The organism is Mediterraneibacter sp. NSJ-151 (assembly GCF_022487435.1).
GTDB classification, from domain to species: domain Bacteria; phylum Bacillota; class Clostridia; order Lachnospirales; family Lachnospiraceae; genus Schaedlerella; species Schaedlerella hominis.
In genome coordinates, this window is the sequence record NZ_JAKVPP010000002.1 from 302,109 (window position 1) to 322,745 (window position 20,637).

Consider the following 20,637-nt stretch of genomic DNA (forward strand, 5'->3'; position numbering starts at 1 on the left):
TCCTTATTTCATTTTCGGATCGAATGCATCACGCAGTCCATCACCCATCAAGTTGAATGCGAAACATGTGATCATGATCATCAATGCAGGGAACATCATCATATATGGTGCTGATGTCAGATATGCTTTACCATCATTCAAAATCAAGCCCCATTCCGGAGTTGGTGCTGTAAGACCTACACCAATGTAACTCATAGATGACATCATCATAATAGATACAGCTAAAAATCCAACAAAATAAATAATCATAATTCCTGCTGCATTCGGAATCATATGTTTCAAAATCATCTGAATCTGGCTTACACCAATTGCTTCTGAAGATTCAATATAATCACTGCCTCGAACTCGAAGGATTGCTGCTCGGTTATTTCTTGCCATGGTCGGCATAGATGCGAACATAATTGCTGCTACCAGCTGTGGAATACCATTTCCAAGTACTGCTACGATACACATTGCCATCATGATCATTGGAATAGACTGAAAGATATCCATGACACGCATGATAATCGTGTCTACTGTTCCACCAAAATATCCGGCAATAATTCCAAGAAGACCTCCACTGAACAACGCTGCGATTGTACAGAACAAAGCAATAATCAGAGAATATCTTGTTCCATAAATAACTCGGCTGAAAATATCTCGTCCAAACTGGTCTGTTCCAAAGAAATGCGCGCTGCTTGGTGCCTGCATCATTGCCCCATAGTCCTGTGCCTTATAATCATACGGAGCAATCAGCGGTGCAAAGATTGCAACAAGAATCAGAATACAGACTACAGCCAGTCCAATCAACGCCGTTGGGTTACGTTTGAATCGTTTCCATGATTCGTGCATCGGTGTGGATTTCACCGGTTTCTTTCTTTTAGCATTTTTCTTTTCTATTTTCTCCATTGCAGGAGTTCTCATTTTTGACATATCTTTTTCCTCCTACGCTGTTGCTTTCACTTTTTTACGTTTCTTTGCTTTTCCACCGGCAATGATTGTTGTCTTCAAACGTGGATCAATCAATACGAAACTGATATCAACCAACAGATTGATCAAAGTCAGTACAATTGCGATAATCAATGCACCACCAAGCACTGACGGATAGTTACGCTGTGTAATGGAATCTACAATATATTTTCCAACTCCGGGAACACCAAATACTGTTTCAAGTACCATTCCTCCACCGATTGTATTACCAAGGCTGGTTCCAACTGACTGTGCAACCGGAATCATGGCATTACGAAGTGCATGATGATAAGTAATGTTTTTCTCTGACTGTCCTTTTGCGCGTGCTGTTCTGATATAATCTTCTCCCAATACTTCCAGCATAGAAGAACGTGTAATACGTGTATAACTTGCAACGGAAGACAATCCGATACAGAGCATCGGCATGATATAACCTTTCCATGTATCAATACCATTTGCAGGTAAAATATGTAAGTTTACAGCGAAGATCATAATCAGCACCAAAGCTACAACGAACTCTGGAACCGACTGGAAGAACATGGATATAACCAGTACTCCCGAATCAATCCACGTGTATTTCTTTAGTGCAGATATAATACCAAGTAATACACCAAGCACCGCTCCAATCAGAACTGCTCCCAATGTAATCTTGGCAGATGTCAAAAGTCTTGGAGCAATCTCAGATAATACGGGTTTTCCAGTTCTATAAGAATCACCGAAATCACCTTTTGTTACTATCCCTTTAACATAATTAAAATACTGTACCGGAACCGGATCATTTAACCCAAGTTCCTCTCTTTTTTCCTGAACCTGTGCTTCTGATGCACTGTTTCCTAAGATCTGTCTTGCAGGATCTCCAGGAGTAAATGTCTTCAGTGCAAAAATGATAATCGATACACCAAATAAAATCGGAATCAGATACAGGATTCTTTTTATTATATATTTCAGCATAGATCATTCTCCTATTTTCAATTTTTCAAATATTGCCCGGAGACTTTCATCTCCGGGCAACTCAAGAATCTGGTTATTTCTCGCTTATTCGTAAAATCCAGTTACGTCAACATAACCTCTTTCGATTGTGTTATATCCTTTCAAATCTTTTGCATATACACTTGCTTTCATTTCCGAATACAGATTTGAACAGATTGTCTCATCTTTTACCATCTCATCCAGTTTTGTTGCCAACTCTGTAGCCTTATCTATATCAGATTCGCTGATCAGTTCAGAGATTGTTGAATCAAATTCATCTGATGTCCATTTTGGTCCACCGATAACCATACCAGGACCCTCGACATTTAATTTCGAAAGGAATGTCATTACAGTTGCAGGTGTTCTGATTGCTGGCATATCTCCAACACAGATTAAATCATAATTTCCACCAAATGCATCTTCTACAAACTGTGCTGTATCCGGTGTATCAATTTTCAATGTAATACCTGCTTCTGCAAGATTTGCCTGCATTACAGTTAATACCGGTGTATTGTCCTGAAGTCCTAATGCTGTAATCTCAACTCCGTCACCATATCCGGCTTCGTCAAGAAGTTCTTTTGCTCCGTCTACATCAACAGCTCTTTCCTCTTTTGTATAGTTCTCTGTGTAGTAGTCACAGCTTGGATTCCAGTATGAAAGTGATGCTTCACCGAATCCTGCTGTTCCTACCTGTGCGATTGCATCAAAGTCTAGTGCTTTATCAATTGCTTCACGAACTTTTTCGTCTTTTGTTGCACCTGCATTGTCGCCCATGTTGTACCACAGATGTGTTGTCTGACCAAAGTCATAAATCGTTGTATTTACAGAATCATTTTCTGTATATGTAGCAGCCTGACTTACTGGCATATCGTATGCAATATCAGCATCTCCGGATTCTACAGCCATCTCCCTTGCAGCTGCATCACTTGTAAATGTAAATACGATTTCTTTGTAATATCCCGCATAATCTTTATCCCAATAGTTATCATTTCTTTCCAGTGTAACTGACTGTCCATTCTTCCTCTCTTTGAATTTGTATGGACCACATCCGATTACTGGATTTGTCGAAACTTTTTCAAGACCACCTGCTGCGTTGACCTCATCTTCAGAAACGATTCCAAAGCTTACCCAACTCAGCATCTTCACAAAATCAGGTGCTGTTGTATTGAACTCGATTGTTACTGTATGTTCATCATCAGCAGTTGCTCCAACAATATATTTACCTGTATCATTTGTTGTATTCTGAGCTACCCAAATATTGTTACATGTATAAACTACGTCATCAGCAACAAGTGGAGTTCCATCACTCATTGTTACATCATCGCGGAGTGTGAATTTCAGATGTGTATCATCTGTCCATTCCCAATCTGTCGCAAGACTTGGCTCAACCTCATTTGTTGAGTAGTTGATTTTTACAAGTGAATCCAACATTGCATTACCAATAATCTGTTCCTCATTTTCTGTCTTGCCTACAGCTGCTCCGTACAGAGATGATGGTTCAGACGATAGACCTATTGTCAATGTTTCATCTGTCTTTTCCGTATTTGCCGCATCCTTATTTGGTTCAACAACACTTACTGTGGTCTTTGAATCCGAACTAGACGAATCTCCTTTTGATGAACTGTCAGATGAACTTCCTCCACATGCTGTCAGTGACAGAATCATTGCACTGGCCATTGCCATCGCCATAATCTTTTTTGCTTTCATATTTTTTCCTCCTTGTATGTCTGTCTCAAGATTTGACCTAAGTTTACCAGTCTGCATGAGCTCCTGCCATTCTATTTTTTACTTATTTTAGTCCGAAAATGACCTTATGAAGTCAGTTTTCTCTTTTCCAGGTCATAATTTGACTTCCTTTTGATGACATTGTGAATTTTCACGAAATCATGCACAAAAGAAGGACTTCTGTTTTAGTAAAATTCACCAATAACAAGAAGTCCTTCTTCTATATAAGTATATATTCTATTATTTTCCTATAGAGTTATTTTTCTACCGGAACAAGAAATTCTTTGATATACTGAAAATCATTCGGATTGTAACAAACGATTTCATATGCCTCAATATTTGGGTTACTGAATACAGTAGTAAGTCCGATAAACTGTGTCAGCGTAGATGCCAGATTCAATACGTCTCTGTCATCTGTGATCAGTTCCACTCTTCCCTGGCATTTTGCCAACGCCTTATAAAATCCGTCTACATTTGTAATCTGTTTTACTCGCATAATATTTTCCTCCTGAGTTTTACAATTTTCTGGTTCAAATTATATAACCTTTGTCAATTTTTGTATACATCAAATCCACTTCATTTTTTACTGTGTTGTTACCTTTCTCCTTTTTTCACTTCTTCCTATGTCATAATTACGATATGCGTTCTTGACCTCTTTTTGTTTTTATCTTATTTCAATTGACACATACTTTTCTTTTTTACTATGATTGATATATAAATTTGAAGACAAAAGGGAGGATTTTAATCATGACAACAGTAATTACAACAAACATCGTAACCGACAGAGACGCTTATTTACCATTGGCAAAGGCATTTGCAGAAGATTCCGCTGCACACGACAAAGGATGCCACGGAATGAAAGTTTTAGTAAACCCGGAAGCTCAGGATGAAGTTACTTTTGTTTCTCACTGGGATTCACAGGAAGATTTCCTTGCACATGTACAGGGAGATACTTTTAAAAAGCATATTCCTGGAATGGGTGCTTATTATGTAAGTGGTACGGATACATTTCTTGAGGAAGCATAGAAAACCACAGGGGACGGAGTTTTTGGCTTAAACTCCATCCCCTGTGGTTTTTAATTTTATCATATAGTTTTGGATCATGTGGGTCACTAAAAAGCCCTTAACTTCGTCCCTATTCACAACGGAACCAATCAAACGCTGCCGTATTTTCTGAATCCTCTTCATTTCCCGTCGCATACATTCCAAGCACTGTTCCGCACATGCACCCAACCTTTTCTGGATTGATCAAAGATCCGTCAGCCTTGCACAATTCTTTCAGATTTTCTTCCGACTCTCCATATCGAATCGTGAAATCTTCATTATGCATTTCAATCTGTAATACAATTGTATCTTTATCATACTCCACTGTACAAATATTTTCACGATTTGTCGTGCTTGTAAATCCCGGAAAATATGGTGGCTGTTGATAATCTGCTGTGATCAGTTTTACACGTACAACCTGTTTTCCGTTTTCACAGGCACGTTCTACATGGAGTTGATGGTTCATTGCCTGTACAACCGCAATTCCCGCACTCTCCTGTCCTTCTGGAACAAATGTCATACGTGTTGTAATTGTAGTATCCATTTTGCACTGACGTCGTCCTACAAAAGCAGCATATTTATCATCCGATAAAGTGCCTTCCATGCCCATCTGTTCTAGATCATCGTCCAGTCTCTGATGAATACATTTTAATTTCAGGCAAGAATCTTCAATTTTCCAGCACTCCTTACCAGGTGTTCCCCAAAATGTCATATAAAATGGCAATTTCTGTTCATCAAAATCGTCAAACTTATTTTCTTCTAGATAAACTGTTTCTTCCAAAGATTCCGGACCATCATAGCTCCATTCAATCTTTCCTGTCTCCGGACTGAATACTGGCCAGTCCCTCTCCCATATAACCGGGCAGATAAATGTTTCTCGTCCCAGGTTTTTATATTTTTCATCGATTAAACGAGAACCCAGCATCACAGCATACCAGCTTCCATCTTTTAACTCTACGAGATCAGCATGTCCGACATTAATGATCGGGCTTTTGAATCCCATATGTCTATGTGTCATAACCGGGTTTGCCGGATTTCCTTCAAAAAAGCTGAAGAGTTCTTTTGATCTTGCCACCATTACCGCATGATAATGTTCTGTACCACCTTCTGCAATGATCAAATAATAGTAATCTCCGATATGATACAGATGTGGAGCTTCCGGAGATGCCCCGCCTCTCATAGCACTGTTATAAATCGTATAAGGCTCGCCTGTCACGCGGAAATTCTCAATATCATATGGTGCAAGCCAGATTCCTCTTTCTTTCACACCAGTTCCGTTATCCCAGACATCTCCTGTTCCCATAACATAGCAACTACCATCATTGTCAAAGAAAATAGATGCATCAATTCCCGGGACGTCATCCATCCAATGTGGTTCTGACCACGGACCTGCCGGGTCTTTTGCTGTACAAATATAATTTCCTTTGTCAGCGAAATTAGCATTAATAATATAATACGTTCCATTATTATAACGGATTGTAGGCGCCATCAAACCTCCGACTCCACAATTTTTTTCCATATGGAATCCATTTTCTTCCGTCAGCGCATTTCCAATCTGCTCCCAGTGTGCAAGATCTTTGCTATGAAAAATCGGAATTCCTGGAAACATCTCAAAACTGGAACAAGCCAGATAGAAATCATCCTCCACACGAATGATAGAAGGATCCGGATAGTATCCTGGAATAATTGGATTATTTAATTTGTAACTCATAAGTTTATCCCCTTTCATTGCCATTGGGAAGGGAGTTTTTGGCTCAAACATCGTCCCCTTTGGTCTTTTTTATCTTTCTACAACCATTAGGGACATTCAAAAAGCCACAAACTCCGTCCCCAATGGTTTTATTTTAATAAATTTCTTTATTTTTTTCTCCTTTTCATTCATCTTTTTCTTGTCATCTTTTATCCAAAATTGACCACGCATCCATTAATTGTTATAATATAGCAAATACTTTGTCATATTATAACTTTCCAAAGGAGGTTTTCTATATAATGAATGATTTCGAAATCAAATTTTATGAAGATTCAATTATGATTGATACTATTCAAAATGAATATTTACTTCTATTTATTATTCACGGCAGCGCTACTGTAACATTAACTACTGAAACAAATCATTTATCCGAAAAAGATATTCTAATGATCAATTGGAATCGGCACTTTAAGCTGCAAACTTCTCCCGGAAGCTTTATGCTACTAATTTCTGTTCGTGCAGAACTATTTCGGAAATTAACACATAAACAACTTCCATATTTTCAATGTTGTAGTTCGCGGCATTCTAGCGTAAAGTATGAACAACTACGCTATTTGATCTATGACTTGCTTGGGGAATACGCACTTGATATGAAAGAAATGAGTGCAAAGAAACTAAGTATTCTATATAAAATTTGCGATCACCTGATTTGTTCTTTTCTGTTATCCGACAAGCAACCTTTGCTCGAGACTTCCGATGAACGGCTTGATTATGTTTTTTCTTACATTGAAGAACATTTTTCGGAACATATTACACTTCCGGATGCTGCCAGACAGATTCATATTGCCCCAACATCACTGTCCCGGCTTTTTAAGAAAAACACCGGAATCACCTTTGTACAGTATATAACAAATATTCGCCTTCGCCATGCTGTATCGGATTTAACCGGAAGTCAGTTATCAATCTCAGATATCGCACTAAACAATGGATTTTCAACAGCCTCGCAATTTAACAAAATTTTCAGACAGAATTTCAACCTCTCCCCTGGTGAATATCGTAAAAATCATGCCATACGCAATACTCATCTGGAGATGCAAATTTCAAAAAAATCTGCTGATATTCTAAACGAATACCGCTCCAAAACAAGAATGGTCGTAGTAAAAGAGCAAAAAATCAGACTTCAGTCCGCTGATATCGACTGTGTCAAGGGAAAAGAATTTAAAAATCCTTTGGGTTCCATGATTTATCTTGGATTTGCCTCCCGTATTCTATCCGGAACCTATCAAAGACAAATTCAATTTTTAAAGCATACTCTGGATTTTCAATATGGCTGTATCAACGGTCTGTTTTCTCCAGAATTTTCTCTTCTGGATTCAGATCAGACAACGCAACTGAATTTTGTTAATCTCGACCATGTTTTGGATTTTCTTGTAGAAAATGGAATCCGTCCGATGATCGTTATCGATAATCAAGTTTTAAATATTTTAAAGAAACTAAATGAAATTCATGAAATGTCTACCGCATATTTCTTTTCGGATTCTCGTGAATTCAATCACGTCATCGAAAAGATATTAGATCATGTAGTCAATCGATATGGTTTAAAAGAAGTAACGAATTGGAAATTTGTAATCTGGTATTTTGTATATAGACACTCCTTACTTGGACTTTCCGGAGAATTTAATAACCTGTGGGATGATTTTTTCGAAACTGTTCGCTCCAAAGTCCCGAATGCCTCAATCGGTGGTGTCGGATACAGCCCTTCTGTTCACAAAGATACGGTCATTCAATTTTATCGCAATTGGGCCAATGCCAGACATATGCCTGATTTCATAACGATGAATTCATTTCCCTATCGTGAAGCAGAGGAACCGACAAAAATGAACGCGATTCGTCAAAATATCGACCACTTTTTTTCGAACGATCTATCCGAAATGCACTCCATTTTAGCAGAGAGTGGTTTTCCAAAACGTCCAATCGTTGTCATTGAATGGAATCTTAGTTTTGTCCATCGAAATTCACTTAACGATATGGCTTCAAAAGCGGCTATTATGATAAATCAGATGGTTGATACGCTCGGAGAAGCAGAGGATATCTGTTACTGGTATGCAAGCGACATTTTTGCCGGTGACATGGATGCAAACCGTATTCTAAATGGTGCATGTGGTCTGCTTAGTTCTGATGGTTTTTGTAAACCCCCGTATTATGCACTGCTGTTCTTTAAACAGCTGCACAATTATCTCATTGAACGAAATGACCATTATATTATTACAAAAGATGAGCTCGGACATTTTGCCATCCTTCTTTTCAATAATAAGTCATTAAATTATGAATACTATTCCAAAGATGAAGCCGCCATCGGAATGAATGATGAACAAATTATTTTCAATGACCGCGATGCATTGGAAATCACACTTCGTCTCCAAGGAGTTTCAAACAAGAATTATCGAATTCGGAAACAACTATTCGGCCCGAACTTTGGCAGTATTTTGGATGAATGGAAACGTCTCGGAACCGATCTTGAATTGACATTGGATGAGATATCTTATCTGAAGCGTAAGAGTATCCCACACAGAAAGAATGAAACGCTTTGTGCGGAGAATAATACACTGATTCTGCAAGAGGTATTGCAGGAGCATGAGATTATGCTGATACAGATTGATTGACCACTGTTGATCACTGGGGACGGAGTTTGTGGCTCGTTTATTTTCCCCGGTGGCTCTTCTATTTTTCACTGGAAAGTCTAGCCACTAGGGGACAGTAAACAAGCCACAAACTCCGTCCCTATCGGCTCAAAAATTTCTCCAACAGCTTTCTCCATACACTCCACTGATGTCCACCTGGTATAATATCCATCGTATATGGAATCCCATTTTCAAGTAGTTCCTGTTCCAACGGCTGTGCAAATGCTCTATATGCATCGTCAAATGTTCCTGCTCCAATATGAACACGAACATTTTTTAAATACGGTTTTGTATAATCTGCTTCAAATCTTCTTCCACCACTCCAAATTCCGATATTTCCAAATAAATATCCCACACTTTCAAAAATATCAAATGCAAGGAATCCACCTGCTGACAATCCAGCAAATGCTCGTCCCTCCGGTTCGCTTGCTACATGATAATGTTTTTCCATATATGGCAACAGGCATTCTATTAAACTTGGAATATTTTTTTCTTTGTGATTCCACTGATAGATACTATTATCCGTCATAACCACCACTGTTGGCTGTATCTTTTTATTCACAATCAAGAAATCCATAATCTGTGACACGCTTCCCTGATTCAACCATGTACTCAGACTCTCACTTCCTCCATGGCTCAGATACAACACAGGATATGGCTTTTCCCGATTTTCATCATAACCTTTCGGCAGATACACTGCTGCCGGCTGTGTTTCTCCTACTCCAAATTTCTTCTTTACCGCATACTCTATATATCGCACCTTTCCTCTATCAACTGCATCACATCCCAATTCTACAGTTCTATCATCCACTTGATATTTTGCACAGAACGGCACTCGAATCTGACTATATTGAATCTTTTCATTTTTGTATGCATATCCCTTTCTTGACGGATCTGTCATAGTCACCATTTTTAAAGGATTTCCATCCGGCATATCGATTACAAATCGATAGTTGTATGTTCCTGATGGCAATGGAATCGTACATGAAAAAATGTCTGTCTCATCATCTTTTTCCATTTCATACATTCCTAATTTCAATACTTCCAAGTCAAATTCAAATTTTGACACATCGATTTCTTCCCCTTTTGTACCATTTTTTAATTCTTTCGGTGTTGTTTTTAACCCAAGCAATGTATGCGGAAAATATTCCTTTTTCCATTGATGCGGCCAATACCTTCCACTATCCGTAAAGGAAGAATGTTCCTTATCTGAAAACATCCAGTCCCCGATTACTGACAATTTCTTATATTCTGATGACTTATATCGGAAACTTACAACATATCCCGTAGGCGAATCCGGTGATTCTAATATTTGTGTTGTGTCCAAATATCGAAATTCTTCCTCTGTCATTCCTATAATTTGATATGCTTTTTCTAATTTCATTATTTTTCTCCTTGCAATTCAAATCTCTTTGGATATTTTCCTGTTTTTGATGCATTGATATATCCTTTGCTGTGAACCATATCGAACCTCCAGTCTTGCAGTGATATGATTGGTTCACAATAAAAATCTGTCAGGTACCAATGACCATCTATCTTTTCAAATTTATGCACATATTTATTTACAAACACCATATATGGGATATCTTCTAAACTCTCGGCCATGCTTCGCAGATTTGTTGCCGCTGTATCAAACCAGGTTCCTAAAATGTATTTTTTCTTCGGACCATATGTAAGTACAGGAGTTGTCGGTGCGTGAAATGTAAAAAAGCGTTCCCGATACTGTTGTGTCATATCGTCTATCTTTCTCTCAATTGCCTCATAATCATTTAATTCCGGAGTTGTTTTTCCAAAGCTTCGAATCAGCATATGATTTTTTTGTTCTGAATTTTTCATATACTTTTCGATAAACTCCCTTAGTGCTCCACGTCGACAACCATATACCCAGCGATTGATAATATTTTCAATTTCCATTGCTGTCTCCGTATCCGGTTGACATCTCATGACTTGATTAACATCCCATGGTTCATCGCTCATTCCACTTTTATCATATCTTCCATCATTTCTATATGGTGTTTCCGGTAAACTCGCCAGATTCTGGATTTTCATTTTATGAATTTTCCATTCTCCCGCTTCTCTGCAATACTCAGTTTCCGTCACTGCCATCGTTCTGACTAATCTCCAATTGTCTACATCTGACCCCAATAATCCTGCTTTTATTTGATAAATCTGAGTCATAAAAATTCCCTTTGCAGATTCTCCTGTTTCAGTCATTTCGATCAACGGCATTCCTGTTATTCCCAAAAACAGATAACAGTGGTTATTCTTTTGCTCTTTTTCTAACCATCCTGCAAATGATTCTAAAATCTTCTTTTTTCCGCAAACCGCATTCATCTTTAAACACTCTGCCGTTAACACCGTATCTTCTTTCACTGAAAACAGTTTTTCCATTTCATGTAAACGATGCTCGAAAAACATATTTTGCAGATTTCGTATAGCAAAATAATCCTTGTCGCTTGCATTTCCTTTTAATGGCAAATCCGGATATTCCCCGATTTTTTCAAATGGATTATTCCGTCCATATGGCACCGGTTTCATTACCTGTATCGTATCCCACTGGATTTTTTCAATTTCTAACGCATGTTCATTTTCCCGGCACACAGCTTCTAATCGTTTCACTTCCACTTTACATAGAATCTCTTCTCGTTCTTTGTAAATATGATAGGTATATGTATCACAAGACATACCACCTGTTCTTTCATCCGATGAAAGCCAATATGCCGGTGACATACTCATTGAAATTCTTCCTTCACCACACATTTTCATCTGATGTAACTCTATCTGCTGATACTTATGAAAATACGCTGCCACTTCATGTTCTATATCAAAATATTTCATCTTCCTTTTCCTCTTTCATCTACAAAAAGAACCAGCGGGGACGGAGTTTGTGGCTCCTAAATTGTCCCCACTGGTTCTTTATTTTCCAACGGAAAGCCTGACCATAGGGACACTAAACGAGCCACAAACTCCGTCCCTATCGGCTATTTCTTTCCTTTAATGCAACTGCAATCTCATCCATCTTCTTAGAATCCAGTTTATACCAGATCAATGGAATAATTCCTACAAGCTGAAGTAGTGCCGGAATCAAATTTACGATCACATTTATTCCTGTCATTGCTGATGCACTCTGCTGTGCTCCTGCAACATACCCTGTTGCTGCAAGTAACCAGATACTCAAAGATCCTGTAATCGCTGATGCAAGTTTAATTGCAAAACTCATCAATGAAGAAGAAAGACCTTCATTACGAATTCCAAATTTGTAATCGCCATAATCAATACTGTCGCACATCATTCCATATGAGATAGATCCTACACTCTGTGAAAATCCACCAATAATAGAAACTCCAAGTACAAAAGCAATTGTTGGATGTCCATTAAAGAACAGAACCAGATCACTTGCTGCATTGATGATAAGCAGAATAATCATATAACCTTTTTTTCCAAATTTCTTTGTTCCCCAAGGTAATGTTGCTGTACCGACAATCTGACATACTGTCAATGTTGTAAATACTGCTGAGATCATTGTGTAAGATCCAACTACATAAATAATATAATATGTAAGTAATGACATTCTTGCCATTGCACCAACAACACCGATAAACAATGAGATAATGGAGATCATCAGTGGTTTGTTCTTTGTCATTAATTTTAAGTCTTTTACAAATGATCCACTGTTTTCTTTTTTCGGTGGCTCTACAATCTCAACTTCTTTACACTTAAATCCACATACCAGAAATAACGGAACCGAAACAATTGCCAGAATGACTGTTGTCCAGAAAAATCCTTTTCCATTTGCTGTGTCAGAATGGCTGAAGAATAAGATCATTGGCATTGCTGCGGCTGCAAGTACTGTTTGAAGTACGTTACTTGCGACATTTGCAATAGAAATAATCTTCATTTTTTCATTGGAATCTGTAGACAGTCTGTTTACAATACCGTTAATTGCAACACCTACTGCTGTATATGCCATACCTGCAAGAATATAAGAAACTCCACAAAGTACTGCTTTGATTGTTCCTTCTACCGGCCATACTGTAAATGTTAAAATGTCAAAAATAGCAAGAAATGGTGGTGCGATAATAATATATGGTCTGAATTTTCCCCATTTTGATTTTGTCTTATCGACAATTGCTCCCATCATCGGGTCATTTACCGCGTCCCATACACGAGCCACTAACATAATCGTGGAAATTGCTCCGGCTGAAAGACTGACTACATCTGTATAAAACAGCATCAGATAAGTGTTGATCATGTACCAGATGATATTTTGGGACATAAATCCCATAGAATAGTATATAGAATTTTTTGTTGTTTTCTTCATAATTTCCTTTCCGTGTGACATTTCACGCACACAATCGTTCCATTATAGGTTCCTTCCATTTTATCTTTATCAAATATTCGGAACTTCTCCTAAGAGTGCATCGATTTTTTCTTCATCAATCTCAATCGATCTTTCATGAAGAAGATCTCTTAATTTCATTCTGCTAAAACACTCCATCATATCACCGAATGTCATCTCCGGTGTAAATGGAATGATTTTTTTCTGCATTATCGCAATCACATCTATAAGCACTTCTTTTGCTTTCGGATTTCCAAATATTCTTCCAATTGTACAATCCAGAGAAAGCCATGCGCTTCCATCATCTGTCATATGAGCTTTACACTTTGGTTCGGTTAATATTTTATTTTCTGCTGTTCCAACATAAAAATCACCCATCACATCTTTTAGAAATCCGATGCTATCCTGCACCCAGTTTGGAATCCTCTCACAAAAAGAGCTTTCTCTCGTTTGAATTGCAGTGTCCCCAACAGAAAATCCATGTGGACCAAACGCATAAATGTGACTTTCAAATGTAATTCCCGCCTTATCCAGAGCATTCATCATATCCAGTGTATTTTTTACCGGAACCACATTATCTGCTCTTGATGCAAATAAGAAACACGGAACCGTATCATAGTCTACGTGCTCTGCAATCCTTGGTGCATCCTGTGCAATCTCATCTACTACTTCATTGAGTACTGCATATCCCAACACAACTGCTGCCGGTTTATGATTTGCAATTGTTGCCGCAGCTCCTGCAAGATGACCTCCTGCTGAAAATCCCACTACTGCAATTTTATCTGTCAGAACATTCCATTCCTCTGCATGGCTTTCAATATATTCTATTGCATCTTCATAATCTTCCAACGGCTCAGGCCATTTATACTTATCTCCAACAGAATAACGTAAAACAAACGCATCATATCCTGCTTTCAAATAAGCCAAAGCCACCGGATCTGCTTCACGATCTGAACAGAACTGATATCCACCTCCCGGAATAATTAAAACTGCCGGTCTCTTTGTTATGTTTCGAAATTCCTTCTCAACATCCTGAAGATACACAGTAAGACTTACGTCTTCTCTACTGTTAATAGTTACTTCTAACGTTCTCATATCCACCCACCTTTTCTTTTTCAGCATATTCACATGTAAATTGTATTGCTTGCTATGAATATATTATATTTTTACTTAGTATAATTTTCTCCCGAATAATCATGTTTCTTTTGCACAATTAATTTTCTTTTCTTTCTTTTCTCAATAAAAAAAGAGTCCAAAAGATAATAATTTTAAAAATAATTATCTTTTTCAACTCTTATATATCTAATCTATTTAATAATACGCAAATTGAATATTCAAATAAGCAATTTCATTTGCTGATAATGTAATCTGTAATTCCAACACTCCATTGTCCACCTCATAGGTCCGTAATGTCTGCTGTGGCACAAGAATCTGTTTCAAATAATCCACATCATCATTATGCAGAAATGCCGGCATAAGTAATGTTTCATATGGTGCAATTCTTCTCAATTCATCCTGAACACTTCCATGTTGCATATTTACGGAATGTTTTTTTACAATGTATCGTCCATTTTTTACATTTTCTAATCGGAATTCCAGTTCTTTTTCATCTTGATCATCAAAATACTGCCCTATCTTTTCCAGATGCTGCTCCATTTCGTCCAGATAATAATGATAGCTTAATCGTTTACAGTTATGACATATGATCTGATATTCCAGAAATTCATTCCCGAATATAATTGCATTTTTCTTTTTACCAAGATAATAAGGTCCTGCCTCTTGTAAGAAAGAATATGCATAGTATGATGGTTTTCGAATTCCCTGCTTTGTGATCAATCCATCCCCTCCGAATAAAACTTTATCCCGAATTCCATTTATATAACTAAGATCCAGTGGCATACTATGTGGAAGAGCACTTGTGTTTCCAAAACACTCAATCACATTTTTAATAATCGATGCACCTCGATAGCAAGAATCATTTAAAATATTCATCCTCTGAATGCTATCATAATAATCTGTAATATAAATATCACGGATTTCGGAAGTAAACTCTGGAAAATATTCCCGGAAAGTCTGCAGCTGATTTTTTACATAACCGCTGTCTGTAACTCGATTTACGCTCATTCCGTCCGCCGTTTCCATACATGTATATGGTTTGACCTGCATTGTCAATGCCGTAAGTTTCCTATGATTTTTCTTGGTAAACTGTTCAAATCTGCGGATTCCTTCCCAGTCTCCCAATTCCAGCCCTGCACCCAATAGTTCTTTTATCTGATATATCTCCAAAATTTCTTTTATGCAATCATGTATTTTCCAATACACTTCTACTTTTTCTTCATTAAACAATGTATTATATTCCAATTCGAAACGCCAGTTGCGTATCTCATTACTTCCATAATGAGGTGCAAAATGCGAAAGCATCTTTTTTAAATATGCAAATAACAATTCTGATTCCTGTAGCTCCCTGACTGAAATTGTAAACCACAATTTTAATTTATTTTTCAGTAGAAAATCAAAAACCTGTTCTTCATGATAAAAGTTATAAATTTCTTCTTCCGAAAATTTGCTCCAATCTAAATGAATCCTGACATACTGAAAGTTTAATTCTTTCTGCAATTCTTCAAACTGCTCTCTTGCCTCGTAATTCAGCAATAATTTGCAATCACTCAAATTGATAATTTCACGCCAATATGGTCTGTATGTCTGTTTGTTATTCGTATCGATAGTTAACACATCGTCTATTTGTTCTGTTTCTTTGACTCCCACCATTTTTTTTACAGCTGTCTGTAAATTTTTTATTTGTTCTTTTTTCTTAATCTCTTCTTTTTCCTTTTGCACTGTCCTGTATTCATAGGGGGACATCTTATAATTTTCAGTAAAATATTTTCGAAAAGAATCTTCATTTGGAAAACCATTGTCCATCGCTACACACAACAGGTTTTTGTCACTGTACAGCAAATCTTCCATGGCACCTTCCAGCCGCACTTTACATAAATACTGATAATAATTCACTCCAAAATTTTTCTTAAAATATCTCGAGAAATAGGTCGGGGTCATGTGAAACTGACTACTAATTTGTTTTAATGACAATTCCTCTTGAAAATGCTCTCCAATATAGTCTGTCACATTTTCTATAGCATTATTACTATCAGCCATAAAAATGTTTGTCGCAAAATTGCTCACTAAAAAAATCAACAACTCGCAGCTCACTTTATTCCATTCTGCACGTTGATACTCTGTTCTTTCATATTGCAACATAAGTAACTCTGTCAAATATCTTCGCAATATTGCAAAATTATCATTTTTTACTTTCGTCGAATCACACAGAAAACGATATTTTTTATTCGGAAATAATTCTTTAAATTTTCGGAGAGAAATTGTAAACTCTGCATATAATGCCCTGGATGCTTTTATTGAAACCTTTGACTTCGAATTTATCACAAGAATATCTTCTTCTGATAGAGTCGTTTCATCATCGGATGTCTCCGTTAATATGTTTAATTGATTTTCAATTCCCATTAAGATCACAATATCGCCCGTATATATCGTTTCACTACCCGTACAATATTTCACTGCTGTTGTTATCAAACTTCCCATCTTTTATTCTTCCTTTGTCATTTTATAAAGCCATTATAATTGATTTTTCGCCATATAAAAAGAGACTATATTCTACAACAAAAATTTCTTGTAGAATATAATCTCTTTAAGAATAAATTCTGACTATCCCATTATTTTAATTGCAATGGATAAGCCACAGGGAACACTAAATGAGCCACAAACTCCGTCCCCAACGGCCCCCAACGGCCAAGGTTCTACAGACTCATCGCTGTATAATATCCCTGGTTTACTGCATTGTAGATCAGTCCAACACTCTTGCAATCTCCGATTACATAATTCTCATCAACCAATTCACAAAGCTCATCGACTTTGTCATATGCTGACTTGAATCCAAGAGCACATACTACAGTATCTGCCTTTACAACAAATTCTTCTCCATCTCTCTGACATACAACACCTTCATCTGTTACTTCTTTTACTGTTGTATTCGTATATAATTCTGCTGATTTGTTTACCTCAGGCATAAGACCTCCACGATAGAATGAATTCGCATCTGCTGCAACTTCGGAACGCATTTCAATGACTGCACATTCTTTTCCTTCATGATGGAAAGATACGGCAGCTTCTGTTCCTACCAGACCGCCACCCATGATAACGACTTTCTTGCCAAGTTTTTCCGGATGAAGTTCTGCTTCGATTGCCATTACAACGTTATCTCTGTCTAAACCTTTGATTGACGGTTTTGCCTCATAAGAACCGATTGCAACGATCAATGCATCTGGATCAAAGTCTTTGATAAATTCCGGTGTTACTTCTGTATTCAGCATTACTTTTATTGCTGATTTTTCTACTCGATTGATCATCACCTTGCAGAAATCTGCAATATCTTTTTTGAAATATGGTGCAGATGCAGGATATAAGTTTCCACCGAGTTTATCTGCTTTCTCTGCAAGTGTTACTTCATGACCACGGTTTGCTGCTGTAATAGCTGCTTCCATTCCTGCCGGACCTCCACCAACAATCAGAACACGTTTTTTTTGTTCCGGTGCTTTTCTTGGATATTTCTCAGGTAACTGTTGTCCCATTGTAGGGTTTACGGAACATTTTACTGTCTCGCTCTTTCCAGTCTCTCCAAAGCACTCATAGCAACGAAGACATGGTGTAATGTCATCTTCTCTTCCTTCCAATGCTTTCTTTGGAAGATATGGGTCGGCTAGAAGTGCTCGTCCGATTTCTACCATATCTGCCTGACCTGTTGCAACGATTTCTTCCATCTGTGCAGGATCATTTAAGGAACCGACACAGGCAACCGGTGTTTTTACATGTTCTTTGATTGCTGTCGCAAGATAAACATTTACACCACGTTTATAAAATGCAGAAGGATGTGTACGACAGAACATATCCGGATCTTCGTGATTTCCACAAGATACATTAATCAGATCAACCTTGTCATCTACCATCTCTGCAACTTTGATACATTCGTCCATTCCCAGACCATTTGCTGTCAGATCATCTCCAGACAGACGGACTTCGATTGGAAATTCCGGTCCGACACCTTCTCTTACCGCATCAAGTGCCATAAGCAGGAATCTCGCTCTGTTCTCCAATGAACCACCGAATTCATCTGTTCTCTGATTGAATACAGGTGATAAGAACTGAGAGAACAGCCATCCATGTGCTGCATGAACCTGAACCATATCAAATCCACAGTCTTTACATAGTTTTGCACCCTTTTTGTAAGACTCCACAATTTCCAAAATCAGTTCTTTTGGCATTTCCTGCACTTCCCCAACCGGTGTAACCTCGTGACTCGGTCCATAAGCAGTGTTACATTTATCCAAATGATCTCCACCAACACTTGCAAGTCCACCGTATTTACCACCATGTGAAAGCTGAATGTTGGCATAAGCTCCTGCATTATGGATTGCTCTTGCAGCCTGTGCCATTCCCTGTTTGACACCAAAAGAGTCAAGCTGAAGCTGTTTGTTATGTGATTTTCCTGTTGCAGAATGCACAATTGCTTCTCCGTATGTAACAATTCCTGCTCCCCCAAGAGCCTTTTCTTCCAGATATGCAATCATCTCCGGTGTAAAATGTCCTTCTGTTGTAATCATACTCGGACTTGTCGGTGCTGCAATAATACGGTTCTTTGCACGTACATTTCTCATTCGGATTGGTGAAAATAAGTTTGAATATTTTTCTTTACCTTTCCATTTCTTAGCGCCCATTGTTTCTTCCTCCTTGTTTGTATTTCAAATTCAACTTTTCTACATTCTATGAACTATTATATTGTCTTTTCGGCCTATGATATTATGCTGTCTGTTTTCTGGCACGCAATAAAATTACGATAACTGCTGCAGTTGTCATTCCGACTGTTGCAATTAAATATACATGCGATGTTGTCACCTCACCAAATAACATTTTCGATGCTCCATTCAATAAGGTCGGCGAAATCAACTGTCCAAAGCAGTTACCACATGTCATGCATGCCGCTGCCATTGTTGTAGATGCCGGATTTACCGCATTGGATACCTCTACCATCGCTGTAGGAATAAACATGCCCTGTGAAAATCCACAGAACACAGCTCCAATCATCAGCATCACGTAATTTGATGGGAATAATAAAAGTAACACTCCACCGATTGAGAAACATAACATTGCAACCGGCAATGTATATTTTTTCGTCACTTTTGTAATTGCTCCGAGAATCAATCCCATAACAATCTGTGCTCCGGAGAATACTCCTGTCAGATTACCGGAAACCGTTGTACTTCCGGCAAGACTTCCATTGATATGCATTGCAATATTTGTTGTAAATGTAATCAAGAACAACATTTCGACTACACCTATAAATGCAACCTTGTATACTTCTCCGTTTAATTCGATTTTTTCATCTTTACTCACTTTGGCTGTACCGGTTTCCGGTAAGAACAAGGCGATTAGAATCATTGCGATAAATCCTATCACATTCAGATAGTATGCATTCTGGAATCCGTATTTACCAAGTGCACCGCCTAATGTAGATACAAGAACCATTCCTGCTCCGACACTGGCTGCCTGAATTCCCATAACAGAAACTCGTTCGTCTCCCTCGAAAAATTCCGCTACAACGGCTGTATTCAACGCGATACATAACCCAAGTGCCAAGCCATATAAAATTCTTGAAACAAACAGCAGCATAAAGCTATCTGCCAAAAATGGTAAGAATCCTGTAATTCCCGCCATCAGACCGGCAAAAATCAACATTTTTTTCTTACTGATCTTAACAACAAGACCACCTGATATAATTGCAACTACGATAGATAAAAACGTAGGTGCAGTCACCAGCATCTGCACCATACTGACAGATGCATCCGGATAATGCTCCTGAATCTGTCCCAATACAGGGGAAACGCAAAACTGCAATCCCTGTATGAATGAGATGCAGACAATTGTGATAATGATTTTTATTTTTTTCGATTTGCTCATCTCTTCCCTCTCCTGATATCTGATTTTCGTAATTGGGCAATGTCTCTCCAATCACGACTTTGCTTATTATATTGTAGAAAAATTATCAAGGAAACAACAGCACACTTTTTCAAAATGTGTCTAGTTTGAATTAAACAGGGACGGGGAACTCTTGTACGCCATTAATCCCAATCTTTCCCGGATCACTTCCCCCGTGCCCACTATCCAGCACAATC

At 37.9% G+C, this 20,637-nt stretch carries 14 protein-coding genes; 2 read left to right on the forward strand and 12 right to left on the reverse strand.

The genetic code is table 11. From position 1 onward, the window contains the following. Positions 1-3 precede the first annotated feature (3 nt). From LQE94_RS03320 to LQE94_RS03335, 4 genes are all read right to left on the reverse strand, one after another. Positions 4-912 (reverse strand): ABC transporter permease, encoded by a 909-nt coding sequence (locus LQE94_RS03320; RefSeq protein WP_118738347.1) that lies wholly within the window; start codon positions 910-912, stop codon positions 4-6. A gap of 12 nt (positions 913-924) precedes the next feature. Then, positions 925-1,899, reverse strand: a complete 975-nt coding sequence (locus tag LQE94_RS03325; protein ID WP_117991886.1) for an ABC transporter permease — start codon at positions 1,897-1,899, stop codon at positions 925-927. An 84-nt stretch (positions 1,900-1,983) separates the two neighbouring features. Further along, the gene (locus LQE94_RS03330; protein WP_240577000.1) at positions 1,984-3,624 is read right to left on the reverse strand and encodes an ABC transporter substrate-binding protein; all 1,641 of its coding nucleotides are present in this window, start codon (positions 3,622-3,624) and stop codon (positions 1,984-1,986) included. 274 nt (positions 3,625-3,898) lie between these two features. Then, positions 3,899-4,138 carry a polya polymerase gene (locus tag LQE94_RS03335; protein WP_117991884.1) on the reverse strand — a complete coding sequence of 80 codons (240 nt, stop codon included), beginning with the start codon at positions 4,136-4,138 and terminating at the stop codon, positions 3,899-3,901. 251 nt (positions 4,139-4,389) lie between these two features. On the opposite strand from LQE94_RS03335, the gene LQE94_RS03340 reads away from it, so the two are divergent. Continuing rightward, on the forward strand, positions 4,390-4,668 hold the full coding sequence (locus LQE94_RS03340; RefSeq protein WP_240577001.1) for an antibiotic biosynthesis monooxygenase family protein: 279 nt from the start codon (positions 4,390-4,392) through the stop codon (positions 4,666-4,668). A gap of 109 nt (positions 4,669-4,777) precedes the next feature. Here LQE94_RS03340 and LQE94_RS03345 read toward each other — a convergent pair whose 3' ends face one another. Further along, positions 4,778-6,397, reverse strand: a complete 1,620-nt coding sequence (locus LQE94_RS03345) for a glycoside hydrolase family 43 protein (RefSeq protein WP_240577002.1) — start codon at positions 6,395-6,397, stop codon at positions 4,778-4,780. A gap of 278 nt (positions 6,398-6,675) precedes the next feature. On the opposite strand from LQE94_RS03345, the gene LQE94_RS03350 reads away from it, so the two are divergent. After that, positions 6,676-9,039 (forward strand): GH39 family glycosyl hydrolase, encoded by a 2,364-nt coding sequence (locus LQE94_RS03350; RefSeq protein ID WP_240577003.1) that lies wholly within the window; start codon positions 6,676-6,678, stop codon positions 9,037-9,039. Between the two features lie 118 nt (positions 9,040-9,157). Here LQE94_RS03350 and LQE94_RS03355 read toward each other — a convergent pair whose 3' ends face one another. From LQE94_RS03355 to LQE94_RS03385, 7 genes are all read right to left on the reverse strand, one after another. Further along, positions 9,158-10,441 (reverse strand): alpha/beta hydrolase-fold protein, encoded by a 1,284-nt coding sequence (locus tag LQE94_RS03355; RefSeq protein ID WP_240577004.1) that lies wholly within the window; start codon positions 10,439-10,441, stop codon positions 9,158-9,160. After that, the gene (locus LQE94_RS03360; RefSeq protein ID WP_240577005.1) at positions 10,441-11,895 is read right to left on the reverse strand and encodes a hypothetical protein; all 1,455 of its coding nucleotides are present in this window, start codon (positions 11,893-11,895) and stop codon (positions 10,441-10,443) included. Before LQE94_RS03360 ends, LQE94_RS03355 begins: the two co-directional genes overlap by 1 nt. A gap of 136 nt (positions 11,896-12,031) precedes the next feature. Continuing rightward, complete coding sequence (locus LQE94_RS03365; RefSeq protein ID WP_240577006.1) at positions 12,032-13,378, reverse strand: MFS transporter; 1,347 nt, start codon at positions 13,376-13,378, stop codon at positions 12,032-12,034. A 69-nt stretch (positions 13,379-13,447) separates the two neighbouring features. After that, positions 13,448-14,491 (reverse strand): alpha/beta hydrolase, encoded by a 1,044-nt coding sequence (locus LQE94_RS03370; RefSeq protein WP_186864721.1) that lies wholly within the window; start codon positions 14,489-14,491, stop codon positions 13,448-13,450. Positions 14,492-14,707: 216 nt separating this feature from the next. After that, positions 14,708-16,993 (reverse strand): helix-turn-helix domain-containing protein, encoded by a 2,286-nt coding sequence (locus tag LQE94_RS03375; protein ID WP_240577007.1) that lies wholly within the window; start codon positions 16,991-16,993, stop codon positions 14,708-14,710. Positions 16,994-17,208: 215 nt separating this feature from the next. Continuing rightward, positions 17,209-19,182, reverse strand: coding sequence for an oxidoreductase (locus LQE94_RS03380; RefSeq protein WP_240577008.1), 1,974 nt, complete (start codon positions 19,180-19,182; stop codon positions 17,209-17,211). A gap of 82 nt (positions 19,183-19,264) precedes the next feature. Further along, on the reverse strand, positions 19,265-20,422 hold the full coding sequence (locus LQE94_RS03385) for an MFS transporter (protein WP_240577009.1): 1,158 nt from the start codon (positions 20,420-20,422) through the stop codon (positions 19,265-19,267). Between the last annotated feature and the right edge of the window lie 215 nt (positions 20,423-20,637).

What these genes read in the sequence shown, in the direction of transcription:
- LQE94_RS03320 (WP_118738347.1), bottom strand. Translation starts at nt 912, where the DNA reads ATGTCAAAAATGAGAACTCCTGCAATGGAGAAAATAGAAAAGAAAAAT.
- LQE94_RS03325 (WP_117991886.1), bottom strand. Translation starts at nt 1,899, where the DNA reads ATGCTGAAATATATAATAAAAAGAATCCTGTATCTGATTCCGATTTTA.
- LQE94_RS03330 (WP_240577000.1), bottom strand. Translation starts at nt 3,624, where the DNA reads ATGAAAGCAAAAAAGATTATGGCGATGGCAATGGCCAGTGCAATGATT.
- LQE94_RS03335 (WP_117991884.1), bottom strand. Translation starts at nt 4,138, where the DNA reads ATGCGAGTAAAACAGATTACAAATGTAGACGGATTTTATAAGGCGTTG.
- LQE94_RS03340 (WP_240577001.1), top strand. Translation starts at nt 4,390, where the DNA reads ATGACAACAGTAATTACAACAAACATCGTAACCGACAGAGACGCTTAT.
- LQE94_RS03345 (WP_240577002.1), bottom strand. Translation starts at nt 6,397, where the DNA reads ATGAGTTACAAATTAAATAATCCAATTATTCCAGGATACTATCCGGAT.
- LQE94_RS03350 (WP_240577003.1), top strand. Translation starts at nt 6,676, where the DNA reads ATGAATGATTTCGAAATCAAATTTTATGAAGATTCAATTATGATTGAT.
- LQE94_RS03355 (WP_240577004.1), bottom strand. Translation starts at nt 10,441, where the DNA reads ATGAAATTAGAAAAAGCATATCAAATTATAGGAATGACAGAGGAAGAA.
- LQE94_RS03360 (WP_240577005.1), bottom strand. Translation starts at nt 11,895, where the DNA reads ATGAAATATTTTGATATAGAACATGAAGTGGCAGCGTATTTTCATAAG.
- LQE94_RS03365 (WP_240577006.1), bottom strand. Translation starts at nt 13,378, where the DNA reads ATGAAGAAAACAACAAAAAATTCTATATACTATTCTATGGGATTTATG.
- LQE94_RS03370 (WP_186864721.1), bottom strand. Translation starts at nt 14,491, where the DNA reads ATGAGAACGTTAGAAGTAACTATTAACAGTAGAGAAGACGTAAGTCTT.
- LQE94_RS03375 (WP_240577007.1), bottom strand. Translation starts at nt 16,993, where the DNA reads ATGGGAAGTTTGATAACAACAGCAGTGAAATATTGTACGGGTAGTGAA.
- LQE94_RS03380 (WP_240577008.1), bottom strand. Translation starts at nt 19,182, where the DNA reads ATGGGCGCTAAGAAATGGAAAGGTAAAGAAAAATATTCAAACTTATTT.
- LQE94_RS03385 (WP_240577009.1), bottom strand. Translation starts at nt 20,422, where the DNA reads ATGAGCAAATCGAAAAAAATAAAAATCATTATCACAATTGTCTGCATC.